The organism is Capnocytophaga sp. oral taxon 864, assembly GCF_002998835.1.
GTDB classification, from domain to species: Bacteria; Bacteroidota; Bacteroidia; order Flavobacteriales; family Flavobacteriaceae; genus Capnocytophaga; species Capnocytophaga ochracea.
Genome location: NZ_CP027232.1, coordinates 1,960,524 through 1,981,915, shown reverse-complemented (window position 1 = coordinate 1,981,915; position 21,392 = coordinate 1,960,524). Strand labels below are relative to the sequence as shown.

Here is a 21,392-nt window from a genome sequence, read left to right as displayed (position 1 = left end):
ATCTCTATGGATAATGCTAAAAAATATCCTTAACTTATGCATACTATCAATTTACAAAATCTACAAACACCACAGTTTTTAACTGATAATAATGGTAAATCTATAGCTTTAATTCCCGCCGAAGAGTATAAAGAATTATTAGCTATAGCCGAAATGTATGAAGATTTAGAAGATATCCAAGCCTTTAAAGATGCTGAGGGAGAGGAAACAGAACCCTTAGATGTTTTTTTAAAAAGAGTAGAGGAAAACAGAAAAAAAAATGGAATCTACTAAAAAATACACTGTAGTAGTTGTCAAAAAGATAAGTAAATTTATCGAATCCCTTTCAGAGCCTCATTATTCTGCTATTGTAAGAGCTTTGGTTTCGCTTGAAGAAAATCCAAGACCTTTTGGTTATAAGAAACTAACAAACGATGATAAGTACAGGATACGAGTGGGAGACTATAGGATTCTTTATAAAATTTTTGAAGAGGTTGTAACAGTTGAAATTGTTAAGGTAAGCCATAGAAAAGAAGCCTATAAAAGATGAGAAGAACTCTTGAAAAAATAATAAGAAGTATTGCTTTACTATTATGTATGGCAATGCTTTTTTCGTGTAATAACGATATGCGCAATCTTCAACAGCTGAGCATTCAAAAGAAATTCCCGCAAGGAGAAGCTTTTGATTTTAAACTTGTATACACCGATTCTACTAAGGTGGTTGCTGTTGTTACCAGTAAATTAAATAAAGATTTTACCAATCAGCGTATGCCGTACTCTGAATTCCCCGAAGGGGTGAAAGTAGAGTTTTACGACCAAGCACGACATAAAAATATTGTAGAAGCTAATTACGGCATTATCTATCCGAGCTCCGATATGGTAGAACTGCGCGACAATGTAGTACTCACTACTTATGACGGTAAGAAGCTAAAAACATCTCAGCTCTTTTGGGACCAAAAAGAAGATTGGATTTTTACCGATAGAGAATTTAGTTTTACCGATGAAACTAAAGGTACTGTTACTAATGGTATAGGTATGGATTTCGACAAGAAATTTTCGACTGTAAAAGCGCATAAAACCACAGGTATCTTAGCTATTGAAGATAACGAAGAAGAATAACAATATAAAATAATATGAACGCACGTATATTTTTTGAATATGCCTATTTGGCAATCGCTCTTTACTGTGCCTATGAGGTTTATAACTTGTGGGGCACTGCTGACCGCACTCAGTGGTATTTGTACATCGCCTTTGCTTTGGGAGCCTTGGCAATGTTTTGGTTCAGACGTCAAACCCGACTTAAACATAAAAAATAATGATTGAATTTATTGGTTATACTGCTTCACTATTTATAGTGCTCAGCTTTTTGATTAAAGATAATCTTGTGTATATACGCCTTACTAATTTGGTGGGGTGCGCTCTCTTTGTTGTTTACGGTTACTTAATTAATAGTATTCCGGTGATACTGCCTAACGGCTTTTTAATAATAGTACAAATAGTATATATTTGGCGAGAATTACGTAAGAGGAAGTAAAGAAACTTTTTCTTGCATAATTATTATTTATCTTCATATAAAATCTTTCAATAAAAAAACGTTTCTTCCTATACAAAAACACCCTACTTTTGCACCCGTAAAACAAAACACAATATTATATGTCATTTGTAGGAAAACAATTCCCCAATATCGAAGTGAATGCTATGAGCGACCTTGGGGATACATTCAAAATAAACGTGCTTTCAGAAGCAGTGAACAACAAAAAGAAAGTTCTCCTTTTCTGGTATCCTAAAGATTTTACCTTTGTATGCCCTACTGAGCTTCACGCTTTCCAAGAAGCTTTGGCTGAGTTTGAGAAACGCAATGTGAAAGTAATAGGTGCTTCTTGTGATACTCCCGAAGTACACTTTGCTTGGCTCAATACTCCTAAAAACAATGGAGGCATAGAAGGCGTAACTTACCCTATCCTTGCTGATAGCAACCGCAACCTTGCTCGTATTTTAGGTATTCTCGACTCTCGTGAAATTTACGATGAAACAGCTGATGCTTACCTTCTTGAAGGTGATGATGTAACTTTCCGTGCTACTTATCTTATCGATGAAACGGGAAAAGTATTTCACGAAAGTATTAACGATATGCCATTAGGGCGCAATGTAAAAGAATATTTGCGTTTGGTAGATGCTTATACTCACGTACAACAACACGGTGAAGTATGCCCTGCTAACTGGGAAGAAGGTAAAGAGGCTATGCACGCCGACCGCAAAGGAGTAGCCAGCTACTTGGCTTCTCACTAAAAAGTAAACAACACTCTTATAGATAACTTGATCATTGTAAGGAACTCATTCTCCCCCTCTTCTCTTTGCGAGAGGGGGGATGAGAATGAGAAAATCACACACTAAAAAACTCATCACTATTTTATTTTTATAATGACAGAACTTACCCAAGATAACTTGCAAGAAATAATAGCCTCTAACCCTCTTGTATTTGTACAATACGGCGCAGGATGGTGTGGTAATTGCAAGATAATGAAACCAAAATTTAAAAAGTATGCCAGCGAAACTCCTAATGCTACTTTTATTTATGTAGATGCAGAAGCTTTCGCAGAGTCACGCAAATTAGCCAAAGTAGATAATTTGCCTACCTTCGCTGCTTTTAAAAACGGTACTTTGGTGAACCAAATACAAACGAATAAAGCCGAACTCTTAAAGCAATTTATAGATGAGATTACCGGTAATTAAACACATCGTTCAATTTATTGAGACAAACGACCAAGATTACGTGAATGAGACGGTAGAAACGCTCGAAAATCTCATTGAATGTGAGCAACTCAAAGATGAGGAGCTGGACGTAATAGGCGAATTGCTCTCGAACTTCTACGGAGCTATCGAGGTAGACAATATGGTTAAACAAGGTACTCCACAGAAAGACGCCCTTAACAGCTTTATGAAGCGTGTAGTAGGGTCTATTGACAAGTAAAATTATTATTATTTCTTTCACTAACTAGAAACGAAAGAGCCGTTCAGAGATGTCTGAACGGCTTTTTCTATTTTATATACTTCCGAAGGCAAGACGAAGAAAGATTAGACCGACGCAACATCAGTTTGAGTTAAAGTAAGCTGTGAAAGCTCGGGAGTTGAGGTATATTAGAACGTTAAATATTTGTTAAACACTTTGCTTTATATCTCTTTTATAACTACCTTTGTAGGGTAATTTAACTACAAAACGGAATTATTCATTTTAAAAACGTATATATTATGAAACAAAGAGTACCTGTATCACAAATTATGAGTAAGGAGTTAGTAACTCTTACTCCTACTCAATCGCTTTATGAGGCTGAGCGACTGTTTAAGAAGCATAATATTCGCCATATTCCTGTGGTAGAAGGAGATAAGCTTATAGGTATCGTAAGCTATTCTGACCTTTTGCGCATTAGTTTTGCTGATATGACTGATGGCGAAGAGGAGGTTACTTCGGTGGTGTATGATATGTATACTATTCCGCAAATTATGGCTAAAACACCTCTTACAGTGAGCGCTGATACCTCGATTAAAGAAGTGGCTGAAATACTAGCCGACCAAAGTTTTCACTCTATACCGGTGGTAGATAACGGCAGGTTAGTGGGATTGGTTACAACCACTGACCTTATTAAATATCTTTTGGAACAATACTAAGTGCGAGCCATACAGACGGGGAAAGATTAGAAAATGAGAGAATGAGAGAATTAGAAAATGGGGTACGAGCTACAAGCTCGCACCAGCGGAGGAGGAATTTTAGAGAATTTGGAAATGAAGGAATTAGCAAAAGGGTAATGATAAAAATGGTCTTTTAACAGGTCTGACTTGTTGGACAAATCGGACTGGTTAGGGATTTCGGAAGGAAACGGAGAAATTCAAAAGGTGGTTGAGAGAGATTTTGGTGAAAAAAGACTGTAAGGAGGGTGGGGGTAGCTTATAGAGAGCTTATAGGAAGCTTATACGAATCTTGGACGATTGGTATAGAAAGGGTGTGTAAATAGTTGATTCATACCATAATACAACAAGGCTAAAAATGCTAAAAACGAGGTTTCGAGGCGAAAGAAATCGCTCCTTATAAAGGAGCTGAGGTATTGCGGAGTGCTTTGAAAGTAGGGAAGAATAGCTATACTATTTTTTGATTCTCGGCTATGAGCTCTCATTGACTTCCTCGCTACCCTCAGCTGTCCTCATTTCTAACAACTAACTACTAATGAATAAAATTTGCTGATTAACAATTTATTATTACTTTTGCATCTAAATTCATAAAATATTACATTCAATGAAAAAAATTTTATTCAGTATCGCAGCAATAGCAATGCTTGTAAGTTGTGGCAGTAAAGACGATGATACTCCTCCTAATGGCGGTAATGGTACTACTACTCCTACTACTCAAAGTGACTATTTGCCTACTAAAAAAGTAAAGGAGATTGTTTCTAACTTTATTGAAGTTAAAAACAGAGATTACAATGGTAATGACCCAGCTCCGTCTATTTCAAGTGTTTTACAACCTACTCTCAATAGACAAGAGTTTGTATTGAAAATGGTTCGTTTTCTGTATGAGTATGACAATCAAGGGAGAATCAAAAAGATTACTACCAAAGAAGAGGGAGAGAATGATATCGTAAAAACATTTGATTATAAGGCTACCTCTGTGAAAATTACAGTACCTAACGAAGATACAGGGGTTATAGAAACCGTAGAATGGGGGCTTAATGCAGCAGGGAATGTATTGGCTTTAGGGATATACGACAGCAAACAACGTTTAGCAAATGTTAACGATGTAGGTGTTTTTGAGTGGACCAATGATAATTTGACCAAAATCATTGAGAAGAAAAATAGAAATGGTAAAGTCATTACTTATGGGAGTAAGCTTAGCTACGGCAATGAGTTGAACAAAAATAAGTTTTTGATGTACAACTTTGAAGGGGATGCTGTGAGTAGCTATATGCAGTATTTTAATTTTCAAATAGGTTGGATACAGGGGGTAGCTCCTAAGAACTTGCTAAAACAAGTGGTTTTAACAAAAGAGGAAGCTCCGTTAAATTATATCTGTAACTATACTTATACGTTTGATGCCGATGGTTTTGTAAAGACTATTAACGAAAGCCGAAATGCAAGAGCTGGTTGGGGTACTGGTTTTGGTAGTTATGCTCACGACGAGTATTTAGAGGAATTAGAAGCGCTTATTACTAACATTCAAAATGGTACTGAGAAAAGCAGAAAGTATCGATTGGTAAGTGATAAAGACGATGAAAAAGTGTTTGATATTATTATCCCTATAAAAGTAGAGAAAGATAAGAACGGTAAAACTATCAACTTAACAGTGAATAAAGTAGCTCGCCACACTTTCAAATTTAAAACTGAAAATGGAAAACAAGTGTTAGATAGAGTTGATATTAGCGTAGATTATAACAGTGATATGACTACTACTTATCAGTTGAATTACTAATATTTGTAACAAAGTTTCCAATACACAAAATAAAAAAAGCGACTCAAAAAAGAGTCGCTTTTTTGTATCTTAGAAGAGTGTTTGTAACTCTCTGCAAAAACAATATAAATATAACTATTCATTTATTTAACTTTGCCAAAGTGTGAAACTTTGGCAAAGGTCGTAGCACGACACGCTATTAGAAAATTTGGTAAGGTTGATAACGAATACTAAATCTTTACTTTCAAACCTACAAACACGGTGCGAGGTAGTGAAGGACCATAAATGTAATCGGCATCGCGTTCAGCACCTTTGTCGAAATCTTTTTGATATTGGTTGAAAAGGTTTTTGATACCGCAACTCACTTCTAAGGGGAAGAAAGTTTGGAATTTAAACTCATAAGCGGTGTTCACGCCTACGTCCCACATTGCAGGAGTGGTCTCCAAACGCGTATCAGGAATATAGCCTTTTAAGTGAGTGGTTTTCATACTTCCTGTATATACAGTTACAAAGTTGATATCCCAATTAGGGCGTGGTTTATAGGTTGCCATCAGGTTGCCATACACACTTGGCGTGCGGAGAATTTCATCGGTATAGACGTTTTCTTCGGGGTTTTGCACACTATTGTATTTAGAACTTTGGATAGTGGTGGCAAGTTGTACCATAAATTTGGGATTGGGGCTGTACTTCACTTCTATATTTACTCCCTTCACTACGGCGCCATCGGAATTGCGTTTCTCACGGATAGGCAATCCGTTTTCTAAACCTGCATCTTCGTAAGTAAAGCGGTCGTGCAAAGCTGTATAAAATCCTTCTATCATCGCTACAAATTGGTGGTTATCGTGAGCGTGGTTATACTCAAAAGAAGCAGTAAAGCTATCGGAGGTCTCTTTTTTAAGATCATCGGCGAGTTTTACGCGTCGTGCTTCACCCCCTTGCAATTCGCTGTGTACATCTTCTGAATAGAAGAAAGGCGCTCTAAATCCTCTTGAATACGAACCCCGAGCAATGAAATTCTCATCGATATTGTAGAGCACGCTCGCACGAGGGTTGAGCGCTGTAACGCTTTTCTTCATTATATCGGAATTGACATTGTCGAATCGGACACCCCCGAGCACTTTGATTTTGGGAGAGATACGCCAATCGGCTTGAGTGAAGAGACCAAATGTATTCGCTTTTTGGTTTACGGCAAGCACATTAGGATTCTGACGCTTTTCGGCTATCTTGTCGTATTGATATTCAGCGCCCGACGTCCATTGCAAATTGCCGTTGCCCGTAGGCACATAAGCCGTATGCTGTCCGCCAAGTAACCATATGTTTTCTTTAGTAACGCCATAGTTGCCAGAAGAGGCTACTATATCGGTGCCATCGAAGCTGCCGTAATAGTTATCGGCGCGAGTGCGTTCGGCACTGGTATAGGCGGTGAACTTATGGTTATAAGCAGGCGAAAAGTAATCGAAACTTGCATTCCCTCCAAGCATTTGAGTGCGAATGCTCTCGGCAAGGTCGGCAAGGTGTTCGGGTTCGTCGAGTTTATTACCTCCGCGACGGTTTTCGTTGCTCACGTTCAGTTCGGCGGTGAGCTTATGACGGTCGGTGAAATCGTTGAAGAGTTTTGCACCCGCATTGAGATTGCGCAAACGAGTGATTTCGGTAAAGTCATCGCCATTATCATCATAAGACTGACGCGTGCGTTGCATAGCGTGGAAAGAGATACCGCGCATATAGTTTTCACTCACGAGTGAACCGTTAAAAGAGCTTACCACATCGGCTGATTTACCGCCTATGAGATTGCCCACAATACCTGCTTGCGCCTCGTTTTTAGTAGGGTTTTTAGTAATCACATTGATAGTACCGGCAATGGCATTAGAGCCAAAAAGCGCTGAGCCACCGCCACGAATCACCTCTATGCGCTCAATCATATTGGCAGGGATTTGGTCTAAGCCATACACACCATTAAGCGAGCCAAAGATTGGACGGCTATCGATGAGGATTTGGGAATAAGCACCCTCCAAACCGTTGATGCGCACTTGGGAAGTACCACAGTTCTGGCAGTTTACTTCGGTGCGCAAACCCGGTTGGAATACCAGACCTTCCATCAAGGTATGGGCTTTAACGTTTGCCAGTTCGCGATTGGTAGTAACACTCACCAGTACAGGTGCGTCCTTACGGTTTTCTTTGGTTTTGGTAGCTGTTACGACCACTTCTTCCATTCCGACTACATCTTCTTTGAGAGAGACATCTTGAGAGAGGGTCTCTTCTCCTGTGATTACAACTTTATCGTTATAAGGAATATACCCCAACGAACGCACTTTTAGCCTATATTCGCCAGCGGGTAAGGAAAGAGAATACTGACCATTGCGGTCGGAGGTTGTCCATTTTTTGAAGGTTTTACCTTCGAGTTGAACAGTTACGGCTTCTAAGGGTTGCCCCTCTGCCGTGATAGTACCTTTGAGTGTCCCGTTTTGGGCAAAACCCAAAGTACTGAAAGCTATGATTATAGCAGATAAAAACGTTTTCATATAGTACTAATTTTGTTTATTCGGCGCAAAAGTAATATATTTTTAGACAATATAAAAACTTTCTAAAAAATATTTTAGCTAAGGGTAAAACAAAACTACCGTGAAACGAACTTCACGGTAGTCCTAATTTAACCATTCATTTAGAAAAGAAAATTATTGGAGAGTAACTTTTATTACTTCGTTTGTTTGGGGTAGCGGGAAAACATTGCCTACTTTTTCGATAACTTTATCTTCTTTTTGAGGAATCCCACCAAAGAGAGCTTGTTTGTTACCTGCACCAGGAAATTGGTCTACACCTGTACCACTGTCATAAAGAGCAGTTTTATCGGTAAGATTACCTTTATCAGTAGTTAATATATTGGTACTATTGGCATAGAACCAGTCGTTAGAATAGCCGAACATTAGAGCATAGGCCACTTTGTCACCTGTAACTTTTTTGATAGTAGTCATCACTTTAGTATTAGGAGCTATGGGAGCATTTCCCGCAATGTAAACCTCTTTTACTTCTTTTAATTTTTTAAGTTCCATTTGGAAGGTTTTTACATCTCCCATTTGAGATAGCTTTTTCAAGCCTTCAGTAGCTTTTTGTCCCATAGTAAAAAGAGGATTTTTGTTACCGGTATAAACTACTACCACAGCGGGTGATAAACCTGTAATAATACCTGTTTGGGCTTTTACTTTTTGATATAGTGGTTCAGGGTTACCGGTTTCGGAAAGTATAGTAAGTTCTTTTGTGCTTTTTTGACCAGCTTCAAAGAAAGGTTTCTCGTCTAAAAGTTTACCACCTAAAGTATTCGCCACTACCCATACACCAGGAGCAAAAGGAGTTTCTAAGGAGTTACCTTCAGTATCTTTTTTTCCTTTGGAAGTATTGATGATTTTCAACGTAAACGCTGAACTTTGCTCATTATAAGAAAGTATTAACTTCATTAGATTTTGAGGCATCGTTTTATCTTTGATAGAAGTGATTACCTTATCTTCTTTTGTACCGTTTGTATTTTCCTTACTACCATTATCCCAAAGACTAACATCAGAGGTAATTACGCCCGTTTTAGGATTCCCTTTTTCGTCGTAAAGTTCTATACCAGGTTGCTTAGCAGCGAAAAACCAGTCTTTGGAAGCTCCAAACATCATTGTAAACATTAGGCGTTGCCCTTTGCCCGCGTGAAAAGTAAAGGAAGCAGAATTGGTTTTGGGATCATTAGAAGGAAGTATGAGATTTTTAATTTCTTTATTATCCATTTGTACAGAGCCTTCTCCTTTGAAAATACCGCTTTCTACATACTTCATTGGTTTAACTACATTCTCAAAGGTAAGAATAGCTTGTGTAGGACTTACAGGGGGGATTGTGTCCATTTTATCTTTCTTACAAGACACAACAAGTGTTGACAGAATTACTGCCACTGATAAAATTTGATGTTTCATAGTGAAATGTTTTTTATAAAAAGTGATTAATTCTTTTACTAAGAAAAGAGGTGAAGAAAAGGTTTTAGGTTGGTAGGTTTCTTCATATCCGTTGTAAAATAAAAGAGTTCAGAACTCTTTTATTTTTTGAACGGATAATAAAACTAAATCATAGATGAAAGAACACAAATAAACTACATCTTGTTATCAGATGTATTCATTGGCTTTTGTTCTTGCTTTTTATCGCAAGATTTCTTGTCTTTTTTACAACAAGACTTCTTACTTTCCTTAGAGGAGCTATATTCCTTGTCTTTTTTGTCACAAGATTTTTTGCAACTCTTTTCCATAGCCGGCTTTTCTTGCATTGGTTTCTCTTGGGCGTTTGCTGCAGAAATGGTAAAAAGACTGACTGCAACAAGTGTTAAAATGTTTTTCATACTGATTGAATTTTTTATGTTAGTGATTAAAATACTAAGTTTAAGGTTTCCTTAGACTCATAAAACCAACCCCTAATAAGGCAACATCTTTTAAAATGAAAAAATCCGTAACTGGAATACCTTCAATACTTCGCCACATATTAGGGGTGGTAAAAATAAAGCTAAGTGTTAAACAGAAAGTGATGGAGTTTCCTATAAATGCTATCTTTCGCACTGTTGCGAAACGCACTCCTATAATAAAAGCAAGTGCTATACTAATTTCAATACAACCTATTAAATTTGATATCGTTTGCTCTGAGGCTATACTATACAACCACGAAAGTAAAAAATGATGACTTATAAGAGGTTTAATAGAAGTAGCCTCTACATTAGTAAATTTAAATATTCCAAGCCACAATAGGATTAATGCTGTACCAAAAAGACCTATATAATATCCTACTTTGTAAATGCGTTCTGTGTGTGCGTACTTCATATTCTTTTAGATTTTTCGTAACCTTAGTCAATAAAAAGATTGAAACTTGACATATCAAAAAAAAGTTCTTTTCTTTTGTAAGGAAGAAGAGGAAACTTCTAAAAAACCTAAAAAGAAGCTTCCCTTCTTCTTGTCTTAAAAAATTGAATTGAACTAAATGCGATTTATGATTGTGTATGCAAGCGTTTTTTCAAATCTTTTTTAAACTGTTCCATCTCTGCAGTCTTGATAGGACTATGTTCTTCTTTACTCAAAAAAACTTTTGTAACCACTGATGTATAGCAAAAGCTTTTTTGCTATAGTTTAAGCATATCTTGCAGAGATGTAAATGAGCTTTTAGTTGTAGTTGTTCTTTTAGAGATAGTTTGCTGTGTAATTGCTTTTCAATCATAAAAGTAGCTTCATTACACGGCAAAATAGCAAAGTGAATGAATTTGTGTAAAAGGCGTTTCATTATTCTTTAAACCAATTTATTTCTAAGCACTCCTTGAGTTGCATACGGCTACGTTGCAACATCTTCCAATAGTTAGTCGGTGTGATATTCATAACCTGACAGATTTCAGAAGATTTTTTACCTTCGAGATAGCACATTTTCATTAGAATAGACCATTTGGTAGGAAGTTTATTTAGGCAATTTTGTAAAGTTTCTCTAAAGTCAGTATCATCAAGAAGATTTTCCAAAGAGGAAGTATCTTCTTCCCACTCGTCTATTTCTTGGTTCTTTTTCCAATTGCCGTCTTCATCGAAAAAATAATCGAAATTTACGTGTGGAGATTTGTATTTCTTTTTATAGAAATCGGCTATTTTGTGACGTAAAATAGCTTTGAGCCAAGTAAGAGGATTACTTCTGTTTTGAAAAGAATCATAGGAGGAAAGCGCTGTTAAAAAAACTTCTTGTACTAAATCTTCTGCTTCCACTCTATCGGAAACTAAATAGCAAGCGTGATCTAACAATTTTTCGGTATAAGCGTCTACCCATTGCGCTACTTCTTCAGTTGATGATTTCATATTTAGCATTATTTTTTAGTTGATATTAAACATATTTTCTTATTTTTAGAATAGTCATCAAAAGTTATAAAACCTGACAAAAAAATACTATTTATTTTAAAGCATTTAAAATATATTTGAATAAGTCTTATATATACTATATCTTGATAAGAATCAAGACAGATAGAATCTTTTTACTTTTTTTCAAGAGAAAACGAATCTTAAACAAAGCCACTAAGATCCTTCTTATGGATACATAAGTTGGATGAAGCTAAGACGAAGATAAGGTTCTATTTTTCTCATTTTTAGAGAAATATTTTACAACCTGATTGATATGTTTTACCTATATCTCTGATATAATTTAGGCAAAGGTAAAAAATATTTATCAAATGATAAAAAAAGACTGTTCAAAATATTTTGAACAGTCTTTCCTAATATGAAAACAACATTTTTTTATTGTTTATATAACTTCGCAGTAATTATTTGTGCGACTCGTACTATTTTTGTTGAGCGTCAATTACTGCAAGGGTAGCGAGATTTACTATTTCGTCGACAGTAGAACCGATAGTGGTGATGTGAATAGGTTTAGAAAGACCTAAAATCACAGGACCTATGGTGTCTAAGTGTTGGGTTTCCTTGAGGAGCTTGTAACTGATATTTGCCGCTTCGAGGTTAGGGAAGATGAGTACATTAGCCCCTTTGCCCTTGTTGAGCTTAGAGAACGGATAGTTCTTGGCAATCTTCTCAGGATTGAGAGCAAAATCGGCTTGAATTTCACCATCGACTACTAAATCGGGGTGGTGCTTGTGGAGGTAAGCTACTGCCTCACGTACTTTCAGGCTACTTTCGGATACTGCCGAACCAAAGTTAGAATACGACAACATCGCTACCGAAGGTTTTAAGCCGAAGAACTTCACGGCACGTGCGGTAAGCAAGGCGATGTTAGCCAACTCTTCGGCAGTAGGGTCGATATTGATAGTAGCATCTGAAAGGAATAAAGGACCCTGTTTAGTGAGCATAATGCTGGTGGCAGCAATACGCTCTACACCTTCGTCCTTTTTAATAATTTCGAGTGCCGGACGAATAGCATTAGGATAAGCGTGAGAGTAACCAGTAATCATTGCATCGGCTTGACCGGTTTCTACGAGCATCGTACCAAAGTAATTGCGCTCGCGCATTAGGCGTTCGGCTACTTCGTAGGTGATACCACGGCGTTCGCGCAGTTTCCAATAATGCTTTACAAACTTCTCACGACGTGCTTTTTCGGCATCACTTTTAGGGTCGATTACATCTACACGACCGGAGAAACCTATTTCGTATTTGAGCGCTTTTATCACTTCTTTATTACCCAAAAGCACAGGAATACCGATACCATCTTCATAAATGCGTTGAGCAGCTTTAAGCACTTCCAATTGGTCGGCTTCAGCAAATACTACGCGTTTAGGATTTCGTTTGGCACGGTCTTGCAATAGGCGGATTTCTTTGCTACCTACACCTATTCTGTCCATTAGTTCGCCTTTATAGGCTTCCCAGTTGGTAATAGGCTTTTGTGCTACACCCGATTCCATAGCGGCTTTGGCAATAGCGGGCGGTACTTCGTATATCAAACGAGGGTCGAACGGCTTAGGAATAATATAGTTGCGACCAAAGGCAAGATTTTCACCTCCGTATACCAAACTTACTTGCTGAGGTACAGTTTTCTTGGCAAGATCAGCGATAGCGCGTACCGCAGCGAGTTTCATTTCTTCGTTGATTTTAGTAGCGCGAACGTCCAACGCTCCGCGGAAGATATAAGGGAAACCGAGCACGTTGTTCACTTGGTTAGGGAAGTCGGAGCGACCTGTTGCCATAATGATATCTTTGCGGGTTTGGATAGCCAAATCGTAATCGATTTCAGGAATAGGGTTTGCCATTGCAAATACAATAGCGTCCTTATTCATAGAGAGCAACATCTCGGGGGTGAGTACATCTCCCTTAGAAAGACCGATGAATACATCAGAACCTTTTACTGCTTCTTCGAGAGTACGGAGATTGCGGTCGGTAGCAAATTCGGCTTTTTGTTCAGTGAGGTTAGGAGCGTCTTTACGAATCACACCCTTACTATCGCACATTACGATGTTCTTAGGGTTGGCACCCAAAGCCACGTACAAGCGTGTACAAGAGATAGCGGCGGCTCCTGCGCCGTTTACTACTATCTGCGCTTTGGCAATGTCCTTACCTACAATTTCTAAAGCATTGACAAGGGCTGCTGCCGAGATGATAGCTGTACCGTGCTGGTCGTCGTGCATTACAGGGATATCCAATTCCTCTTTTAGGCGACGTTCAATCTCGAAAGCCTCAGGCGCTTTGATGTCTTCGAGGTTGATACCCCCAAAGGTAGGAGCAATAGCTTTTACGGTTTCTACGAACTTATCGACATCGGTGGCATCTACTTCGATGTCGAACACATCGATACCTGCAAATATTTTGAAAAGCAAACCCTTTCCTTCCATTACAGGTTTAGAGGCATCAGCACCTATATCGCCTAAACCGAGCACGGCAGTACCGTTGGAAATTACGGCTACGAGGTTGCTCTTGGCAGTATACTTATAGGCGTTGCTTTTATCTTCGGCAATTGCCAAGCAAGGTTCGGCTACTCCAGGAGAGTAAGCCAACGCGAGGTCGTGTTGTGTAGAATGTTTTTTGGTAGGCACAATAGCGATTTTACCAGGTTGTGGAAACTCGTGATAATGTAGTGCCTCTTCTTTTTTTCTTTGATCCATTTGATTTAGGTAAGAGGTAAGAAGTAAGAGGTAACGACATTTGTTACCTAATTACGTGTTACCTATTATTTGTTTAGGGGGCAAAGGTAATAAATAATTACGAATGACGAATGAGGAATAGTGAAAAAGTATTATATAACATCAGTTTGAGTTAAAGTAGGTAGCTAAAATTGAAACGAAATCAAAGTATTACCTTTGAAGATTATTTCTTCATCATCTTTGCTGAAAATATAAAAATAAGCAGTACAATCACTCCCATTACCCACCAAAGGAGTTGCTGATGAGATTTTTCGGCAGGAGTGGAAGATGCTTTTACAGAAGAGCTTTCTGTTTTGGGTTGTTTGAGCACTTCGCCATATTGCAGTTCGGTGAGTTGTTTGGGGATATCGGTTATGAAGTGCTCTATATCATATTCGGGGGTATAATCATCTTCTTTGCCATAAGCTAAATAATAAGTGCGATTAGGGTCTAAAAAACGAGCCGCTAAGGTATAACGTATTGCATATACTACGACTTCGCTAATAGGAAGAGGCTCGTTGTCTCCGTTTTCTATTATTATTTGCCCGTATTTCACAAGAATATCATCAAAGGAGAAGGTATTATTGGTTTTAGAACTAAGAGGCGCTTCTCTTAAATCGTAAGAACAATAACTATCACAACGCTTTTGCGCATACGATTCGGTAACAGAAGTAGCGAGATTTAGCTTCCTGTAATAATCATAAGAGGCTTGAGGGACAACGCGTATCTTACAGATGCGAAGAGCCTGAGGCAGACTGAAGTTTATGTAACTGCATTTGGTTTCTTTACTGTTTATTACTGAGAAATTGACCTTGTGCTTTACGATATTATTAGTGTCGATTACTGTATAAGGGACTTCGATGGTATCAGTAGCCGATACGCCATAAATACGGAGGTCTGTGCCATAACTTTGAAATTGTGCAAAGGTATGGTCGGGTAAAATGATTTTATGCCAAGCGTTCCCCTTTACACCTTTCAGTTCTTGCTTATAGGTGTAAGAAGAGAGTTGTGCATAAGTTGTAGCAGTTAGGAGTGTAAAGAGCAAAAGAAAGCGTTTCATATCATTGCTTATTAAAATATCTGTGCAAAGATAGCCTGTTTTAACTAAAAAAGCAAATGTTTTGGGTTATTACCACAGTTTTGCCACCAAAAAACACACTACTATGCCATATAGTACGGGCAAGAGTGTAGCAATGAGCGTCCATTTCTTGCTATGGGTTTCTTTGTATATCGTATAGATAGTAGTACTACAAGGATTATGTAACAAGCTGAAGAGCATTAGGTTCACGGCGGTGAGGAGCGTCCAACCCCCAGCGTGTAGCAAGGTACCTACTTGAGAGGTTGAGGCTTCCATTAGTACGCCTGCCCCCTCGCCTACTGCTGTTTGCCCTAAGACCATAGTGGTGAGCATCAGCACGGTGGGAATGACGATTTCGTTGGCTGGAATGGCAACGATATAGGCAAGCAGGATTACGCCGTTTAAGCCTATAAACACGCCTATGGGGTCTAACCCTTGAATAAGCCAGAGAGCAATGGGCTGGTGAGCTATTTGGAGATTGCATATCAGCCATATTACTGCTCCGGCAGGCGCAGCAAATACAACAGCTCGCCAGAGTACGATAAGAGTTCTATCGATAAGCGATGTGTAGAGCGTTTGAAAGAAGCGCGGTGGACGATAAGGAGGCAACTCCAATACAAAGAACGACGATTCGCCTTTGAGAAGTGTCTTGCTTAATAACCACGAGGTGAAGAATGAAAAGACAATCCCCAACACGGCTATGCCTATGACAGCAAGCATTGCTACTGTATCGCTCCACTGCTTGGGCACTAAAGCCCCAATGAACAATGTAGCGATGAGTATTTGGGTAGGCCAACGACCGTTGCAGAGCGAAAAGTTATTGGTGATAATGGCAATGAGTTTTTCACGCGGACTGTTGATAATACGCGTTGCTACCACTCCTGCGGCATTACAACCAAAGCCCATACTCATTGTGAGGGCTTGCTTGCCGTGAGCGCCTGCTGTGCGAAAGAGCTTATCGAGATTAAAAGCTACACGAGGCAAGTAGCCAAAGTCTTCGAGGAGGGTGAAGAGCGGGAAGAATATAGCCATTGGGGGTAACATCACTGAAATGACCCATACCGTAGCCAAGTACACTCCATCGATAAGGAAACCGCTGAGCCACCAAGGAAAATGCAAGACATTCGCTCCATTTTTCAAGAGCGGATAGAGCCACCCTACAAATAAATCGGAGAGCCATTGCGAAGGGTAATTAGCCCCGATAATGGTAATCCACAGCACACCTGCCAAGAGCAGAAACATAATAGGGAAACCCCAAATTTTATGTGTTACGATTTTATCTATCGCGCGGTCGATGCGGAAAGAGCGCGCAGTAAAATCGGTACTCACGGAGGCATTGGTAAGGGCAGTAGCTTGGGCGTAGATTGCTTCTACCAAATCGTTGCGGTACGTATCGCCTAAGAGATGGTGATATTCTTCGGCAATACGCAAGATACGCGCCTGCCTTTCGGGGTTATTTTCAGCCGAAAAAGCTCCTTCTTCTATACCTCTTTGTACGCTCTCATCGCCTTCGATGAGTCGCATTGAGAGCCAACGTGTATTCGGTAAATCGGGATTTAGTTCAGAAAGTGCCTTCTGTAACTCAGCAATGGCTTCGGCATTTTGCTTAGGAAGGTCGATAAAGGTTTGTTTTTTCGTTTGGAATTTACCACTTACCACTTCTTCGATAGCAAAGAGCAAATCGGCGATACCTTCTTTGGTACGTGCAGATGTTGCCACTACGGGAATACCTAAATCGCGTGAAAGGGTGCGCGTATCGATATTGATGTGATGCCGGCGCGCCTCGTCCATCAGGTTGAGGCAAAGTACTGCTTTATCGGTGATTTCGAGTATTTGAAGTGCCAAGCTGAGGTTGCGTTCTAAACGACTTGCATCTACTACGATGACTGTTACATCGGGTTTGCCAAAGAGAATAAAGTCGCGTGCTACTTCTTCGTCTTCGGAAGTAGAAAGCAGAGAGTAGGTGCCAGGTAGGTCGATAATGCGGTATCGTTGCTTATGGAATGAGAAACTGCCTTCGGCACGTGTTACGGTTTTACCAGGCCAGTTGCCGGTGTGTTGGCGCAAGCCGGTAAGAGCGTTGAAAACGGTGCTTTTGCCGGTATTAGGATTCCCTGCGAGGGCAATGGTATAGTTATAAGTGCCCGCCTCTTCGCCTAAGGGTTTTAGGGAAGCGGAGGGGTTGAGGGCACAAATATCGCAAGTGTTTTTCATAGTTGTATAACAAGCCGAATGCTTGTTTGATTTGTTTATATTTATTTTTTCTTATTTACAAGGATTATCAACTTTGCCAAAAGTGTGAGCCACACAGGCAAAAACTTTGGCAAAGTGTAGTACACCTGACACCTAACCCCTATCCCCTGCCACCTGAATCAGCACACAGAGGGCATCGGTTTTGCGGAGGGCGATTTGGGTGTTGTGAATGCTATATGCAACGGGGTCGGATAGGGGACTGACGTTTTCTATCTTGATTTTTGACCCGCGTACGAAACCTAAGTCGAGCAAGCGTTGCCTTACTTCTTGTCGGCATTCAGGGATAAATCCGGTAATGACAGCGGTTTGTCCTATTTTCAGTGAGGCTAAGGTAATGGTCATATAAGCGTTTGTATTATCAAAATATATTTTTAGACAAGCAAAATTACAAACTTTTATTGAATTGACAAAATTATTTTAGGTTTTTAGGTTTGAGGTCTTAGGACATAGGCCTTAGGGCATAGGCCATAGGCACTAGGAATGGCGATGCAAAAGCGATGAGTGGAAAATTAGAGAATGAGGAAATGGGGTACGAGGTTGAGTTAGGGGAATGAGGCTGTGCCTCAGAAATCAAACAAAATTTAAACAAAATCAAGGCTACGCCTTGTAAAGTAACTTTTTGAAACATCAACTTTGGCAAAGTTTAAAACTTTGCCAAAGTTTGAGATGAAAAAGCGATGTGTTGGGACTGGTTAGGGTTTTCGGAAGAAAACGGAGAAGTTCGGAAGATGGGAGCGAGGAGTTTCGGTGAAAAAAGGGTGTAAGAAGGGTGGGGGTAGCTTATAGAGAGCTTATAGGAAGCTTATACGAATCTTGGACGATTGGTATAGGAAGGGTGTGTAAATAATTGATTAATAATATAATACAGCGATGAAAAAAGTGGTAAAAACGGGGTTTCGAGGCGAAAGAAAAGGGAAGAGGCACTAGGCCTTAGGGCATAGGCACTAGGAGGGAGTGTGGCGGAAAATCAAAAGAAATCTCTCCCTAGCCCCCTCAATGAGGGGAAACTGTGACGAGTCATTTATTCGGTAAGCCCCCGAACCCCCGAAGGGGGACAAGCTGGGAAAGGTGACAAACCTCCCCCTTCTCACATACTCTGCTCTCGCGAGATACATACCCAGCTGTCGCTGGCTACCTCCAAAGGGGGAATGTTGGGACGGAAAATTGAAAGAAATGATGAATGACGAGAGGCGAATGACGAAGGCGGACTTCCGTTCAAAGGGGGAATGTGGTGACTAATAGGAGGTTGTAAAAGGTTTTGGAGAGGTTGGGAGGGGCTCGGAGGTGGGGTATTATGACGATTTTTTGGCGAAGATAAATTAATTTTATAGTTTTGCGCCCTCAAACTAAAAATACTAACACATATGAAGAAATTTTTATTTGGGGCATTTGTTGCCCTTGCCACAATGATTTCGTCTTGCGGAAGCAAAGATGATAAAACACCTGAGCCTCCACAGAAAACTGTCGAACTGATAGGAGCGTGGCAAATGGAATCGTCTACCATAGACGGAAAACCGTCTTCGGTTTCAGAATGTACACTAAAAGAAACGATTGTTTTTACTGAAAAGACAATGGAACGTCTTTCGTTTAAGAAAAGAAATGGTAATTGCTCCTATGAGAAACAAGACCTTTTGACTTACACTCTTTTGGGAAACACCTTTACAACCAAAGATGGTACTACCACTTTTACCATTACTGAGGGTAAACTTGTGATAGAGGGAGTCTATACAGATGTACAAGGAAACAAAAAGCCTTCTACCACTACCTATAAAAGAATTACCGAAAAAGAATTGACAGCCCTTAGAGCGATGGAGTATAAAGCTCCTGATTACAAAAAACAACTGATAGGGGCGTGGCAAGGGGAATCGGCAACTCTTGATGGTGAGAAGTTAGAGCTTTCGGAGTGCTCTTTAAAAGATGCTGTTATTTTTACTGAAAGCACAGTAGAAGAGCTTATCTTTAAAAAGTATGACGAATATAATTGTACCTATAAAAAACAAGAAATAAAACCTTATACTATATCGGGGACAACTATTACAATTGAAGGTAAGACAGTTACTTTTACTGTGACTGAAACTAAACTTGTAATAGAGGGGACTGGATTAGATGAACAAGGGAGAAAGCGTTCTTTTTCATATACCTATAAGAAAATCAGCGAAAAAGAATTGACAACCCTTAGAGCGATGGAGTATAAAGTTCCTGAAAAAACTACTGACCCCAAAGCACTCATAGGGGCGTGGCAGATAGAAAAAGCTACCTTTAATGGACAACCTATCGAAAAAGAACCCTGTGAAGATAAACAAGTAGATATTTATACCGCTAATACAGTAACTAATTATGACTTTGGCTTCAATAATAATACTAATCGTTGCGAGTTTGAAAAAGGCAGAGCGGTGCCTTATACTGCTTCTAATGGTACGATTACTAAAAAAGACGATACTCCTGAGAACTTTTTTGTAAGAGGAAATAGGCTTGTTATTTCATTTATAGATAAAGATGATGACGATAATCAAGGAACGTATGAGTATACATTTAAGAAACTTACAGAGGCAGAACTTGCGGAGATAAACAAATTGGAGAAGAAATAAAAGAAAGACACTAAACGCTGATAATCAGTAATAAAGACATTATAGGTGCGTTAAAGTTTTGTTAAACTCTGGAATTATTTTGGTAGTTAAAAAAAACGCCGTACCTTTGCCGACGCAATGAGGGTGGTAGCTCATTGTAAAACTTCAAATAATAGTTTTCATAATTTAAAGTTTTGGTTGGTTAATGGAAAAGTCCGATAGTAATATCGGGCTTTTTTTTTGCAGAAAAAATATTGTTATTTAAAAAAGATTTTATACTTTTGCGGAGAAAAACTGATATAGAGAATGACACCCATATACAGCCAATTACTTATTCCGTTTCTCATTGCAATGGCAGTAGCCATTACGATGGGAGGTAGCGGTACGGCTCCTGCATTCTCGGCAAGCTATGGTGCTAATGTGATTAGAAAGACTGTTATCCCGGGGTTATTTGGAATAATGGTGTTTGTAGGGGCGTTTTTGGCAGGGAAGAAAACGGCAGGTACGATGGGGAGTGGCATATTACCCTCGGAGTATTTGGATTTTACGGTGGTATCGATAGCCTTATTTTCGATAGCGGTAACGATGCTTATTTCGAACATTTCCGGGATACCGCAGTCCACCAGTCAGGCAGCAGTATTAGCCTTAGCGGCACCAGCGTTGTATTTTGAGAAGTTAGACACGAATAGGTTATTTATGGAGATTATACCTGCGTGGTTTATATTGCCTGTGATTGCTTATTTTCTGAGTTATTTTGCGGGGAAATACATTTACCAACCGATGCGCAGGCGAGGACTGACGATACAGCGGGCGCAGAATGAGAACAAGAAGCATATTTGGGATGTGGCGTTGGTGATAATGGCTTTGTACGTATCGTTTGCGATAGGTTCTAACAACGTAGCTAATGCGACGGGACCTTTGTATACAATGACGATTAACGAGCTACACATTCGCGAGAGCGACCATATTGTTATTTTGATGTTGGCTACTTTGGTGGTAGCACCGTGTTTTGGCATTGGCGCTTCGCTTTTTGGACATAAGATACTGAAGAATACAGGGAAGGAAATAATACTTTTTGGGAAGTTTGAAGCGGTGATTATCGCATTTATATCGGGGAGCTTGTTGTTACTAGCTTCGGTTGTAAAAGGAATACCCACCTCATTGGTACAAGTGAATGTGGCGGCTATCTTAGGAATAGGCGTAGCGAAGATGGGACATAAGAATATTTTTCGCAAGACTCAAGTAAAGCGATTCTTTGCGATGTGGATGATAGCACCTATTATAGCGTTCTTTTTGTCGTTGTTATTGGTTTTTTTAGCTGATAAGAACCAAATGTTATAAACAAAATACTTAAAGAATTGTTAAAAAACAGGGTGGGAGAAGAGAAAATATGAGAAACAAGAGAAGGAGAGAAGAGAGTGTATAAAACTATAAATCAAACATATATAAAAAATACACAAAAAATAGAATATTAAT

Annotated in this window: 23 protein-coding genes; 13 read left to right on the top strand and 10 right to left on the bottom strand. The window is 39.3% G+C overall.

What is annotated here, in order from left to right; translation table 11 throughout:
• Positions 1–36: 36 nt before the first annotated feature.
• The 10 genes from C3V44_RS08800 (at position 37) to C3V44_RS08750 (ending at position 5,437) form a co-directional block, all read left to right on the top strand.
• Positions 37–273: a hypothetical protein gene (locus C3V44_RS08800; RefSeq protein ID WP_002674180.1), complete on the top strand. Its 237-nt coding sequence runs from the start codon at positions 37–39 to the stop codon at positions 271–273.
• Complete coding sequence (locus C3V44_RS08795) at positions 260–529, top strand: type II toxin-antitoxin system RelE/ParE family toxin (RefSeq protein ID WP_002674181.1); 270 nt, start codon at positions 260–262, stop codon at positions 527–529. The genes C3V44_RS08800 and C3V44_RS08795 overlap by 14 nt, the downstream gene beginning before the upstream one ends.
• Entirely contained in the window at positions 526–1,098 is a 573-nt protein-coding gene (gene lptC, locus C3V44_RS08790; protein ID WP_016478253.1) for an LPS export ABC transporter periplasmic protein LptC, read from the top strand. Before C3V44_RS08795 ends, lptC begins: the two co-directional genes overlap by 4 nt.
• 14 nt (positions 1,099–1,112) lie before the next feature.
• Positions 1,113–1,295: a hypothetical protein gene (locus C3V44_RS08785; RefSeq protein ID WP_002674183.1), complete on the top strand. Its 183-nt coding sequence runs from the start codon at positions 1,113–1,115 to the stop codon at positions 1,293–1,295.
• Positions 1,295–1,513 (top strand): YgjV family protein, encoded by a 219-nt coding sequence (locus C3V44_RS08780; RefSeq protein ID WP_016478254.1) that lies wholly within the window; start codon positions 1,295–1,297, stop codon positions 1,511–1,513. The genes C3V44_RS08785 and C3V44_RS08780 overlap by 1 nt, the downstream gene beginning before the upstream one ends.
• A 119-nt stretch (positions 1,514–1,632) precedes the next feature.
• Complete coding sequence (locus tag C3V44_RS08775) at positions 1,633–2,268, top strand: peroxiredoxin (RefSeq protein WP_002674187.1); 636 nt, start codon at positions 1,633–1,635, stop codon at positions 2,266–2,268.
• Between the two features lie 132 nt (positions 2,269–2,400).
• A complete protein-coding gene (locus C3V44_RS08770) occupies positions 2,401–2,712 on the top strand; it encodes a co-chaperone YbbN (protein ID WP_009419978.1) in 312 nt (103 codons plus the stop codon).
• Positions 2,693–2,950, top strand: coding sequence for a hypothetical protein (locus C3V44_RS08765; protein WP_106096201.1), 258 nt, complete (start codon positions 2,693–2,695; stop codon positions 2,948–2,950). The genes C3V44_RS08770 and C3V44_RS08765 overlap by 20 nt, the downstream gene beginning before the upstream one ends.
• Before the next feature lie 278 nt (positions 2,951–3,228).
• Positions 3,229–3,645, top strand: coding sequence for a CBS domain-containing protein (locus C3V44_RS08760; RefSeq protein ID WP_002674193.1), 417 nt, complete (start codon positions 3,229–3,231; stop codon positions 3,643–3,645).
• Positions 3,646–4,267: 622 nt separating this feature from the next.
• Positions 4,268–5,437 (top strand): DUF4595 domain-containing protein, encoded by a 1,170-nt coding sequence (locus tag C3V44_RS08750; protein ID WP_106096199.1) that lies wholly within the window; start codon positions 4,268–4,270, stop codon positions 5,435–5,437.
• Positions 5,438–5,646: 209 nt separating this feature from the next.
• On the opposite strand, the gene C3V44_RS08745 is transcribed toward C3V44_RS08750, so the two are convergent.
• The 10 genes from C3V44_RS08745 to C3V44_RS08700 all read right to left on the bottom strand — a co-directional run bounded on the left by C3V44_RS08745 (position 5,647) and on the right by C3V44_RS08700 (position 17,691).
• Complete coding sequence (locus tag C3V44_RS08745; RefSeq protein WP_106096198.1) at positions 5,647–7,938, bottom strand: TonB-dependent receptor; 2,292 nt, start codon at positions 7,936–7,938, stop codon at positions 5,647–5,649.
• 153 nt (positions 7,939–8,091) lie between these two features.
• Positions 8,092–9,363 carry a spondin domain-containing protein gene (locus tag C3V44_RS08740; RefSeq protein WP_106096197.1) on the bottom strand — a complete coding sequence of 424 codons (1,272 nt, stop codon included), beginning with the start codon at positions 9,361–9,363 and terminating at the stop codon, positions 8,092–8,094.
• Between the two features lie 173 nt (positions 9,364–9,536).
• Positions 9,537–9,779 carry a hypothetical protein gene (locus tag C3V44_RS08735; protein ID WP_034565928.1) on the bottom strand — a complete coding sequence of 81 codons (243 nt, stop codon included), beginning with the start codon at positions 9,777–9,779 and terminating at the stop codon, positions 9,537–9,539.
• Positions 9,780–9,819: 40 nt separating this feature from the next.
• The gene (locus C3V44_RS08730; protein WP_106096196.1) at positions 9,820–10,251 is read right to left on the bottom strand and encodes a DUF417 family protein; all 432 of its coding nucleotides are present in this window, start codon (positions 10,249–10,251) and stop codon (positions 9,820–9,822) included.
• A gap of 250 nt (positions 10,252–10,501) precedes the next feature.
• Positions 10,502–10,705 carry a hypothetical protein gene (locus C3V44_RS08725; protein WP_254425425.1) on the bottom strand — a complete coding sequence of 68 codons (204 nt, stop codon included), beginning with the start codon at positions 10,703–10,705 and terminating at the stop codon, positions 10,502–10,504.
• Positions 10,705–11,268 (bottom strand): sigma-70 family RNA polymerase sigma factor, encoded by a 564-nt coding sequence (locus C3V44_RS08720; RefSeq protein WP_009409967.1) that lies wholly within the window; start codon positions 11,266–11,268, stop codon positions 10,705–10,707. Before C3V44_RS08720 ends, C3V44_RS08725 begins: the two co-directional genes overlap by 1 nt.
• Before the next feature lie 467 nt (positions 11,269–11,735).
• Positions 11,736–14,000: an NADP-dependent malic enzyme gene (locus C3V44_RS08715; protein ID WP_106096195.1), complete on the bottom strand. Its 2,265-nt coding sequence runs from the start codon at positions 13,998–14,000 to the stop codon at positions 11,736–11,738.
• A gap of 202 nt (positions 14,001–14,202) precedes the next feature.
• The gene (locus tag C3V44_RS08710) at positions 14,203–15,078 is read right to left on the bottom strand and encodes a hypothetical protein (protein WP_106096194.1); all 876 of its coding nucleotides are present in this window, start codon (positions 15,076–15,078) and stop codon (positions 14,203–14,205) included.
• A gap of 69 nt (positions 15,079–15,147) precedes the next feature.
• Positions 15,148–17,310 carry a ferrous iron transport protein B gene (gene feoB / locus C3V44_RS08705; RefSeq protein ID WP_106096193.1) on the bottom strand — a complete coding sequence of 721 codons (2,163 nt, stop codon included), beginning with the start codon at positions 17,308–17,310 and terminating at the stop codon, positions 15,148–15,150.
• Between the two features lie 132 nt (positions 17,311–17,442).
• Complete coding sequence (locus tag C3V44_RS08700; protein ID WP_009417090.1) at positions 17,443–17,691, bottom strand: FeoA family protein; 249 nt, start codon at positions 17,689–17,691, stop codon at positions 17,443–17,445.
• A gap of 677 nt (positions 17,692–18,368) precedes the next feature.
• Between C3V44_RS08700 and C3V44_RS12375 the strand changes: the two genes are divergently transcribed.
• The 3 genes from C3V44_RS12375 to C3V44_RS08680 all read left to right on the top strand — a co-directional run bounded on the left by C3V44_RS12375 (position 18,369) and on the right by C3V44_RS08680 (position 21,257).
• A complete protein-coding gene (locus C3V44_RS12375; protein ID WP_254425482.1) occupies positions 18,369–18,533 on the top strand; it encodes a phosphinothricin acetyltransferase in 165 nt (54 codons plus the stop codon).
• A 180-nt stretch (positions 18,534–18,713) separates the two neighbouring features.
• The gene (locus tag C3V44_RS08685; RefSeq protein ID WP_106096192.1) at positions 18,714–19,937 is read left to right on the top strand and encodes a lipocalin family protein; all 1,224 of its coding nucleotides are present in this window, start codon (positions 18,714–18,716) and stop codon (positions 19,935–19,937) included.
• Positions 19,938–20,222: 285 nt separating this feature from the next.
• Positions 20,223–21,257, top strand: coding sequence for an inorganic phosphate transporter (locus C3V44_RS08680; RefSeq protein ID WP_002674226.1), 1,035 nt, complete (start codon positions 20,223–20,225; stop codon positions 21,255–21,257).
• The last annotated feature ends 135 nt before the right edge of the window (positions 21,258–21,392 follow it).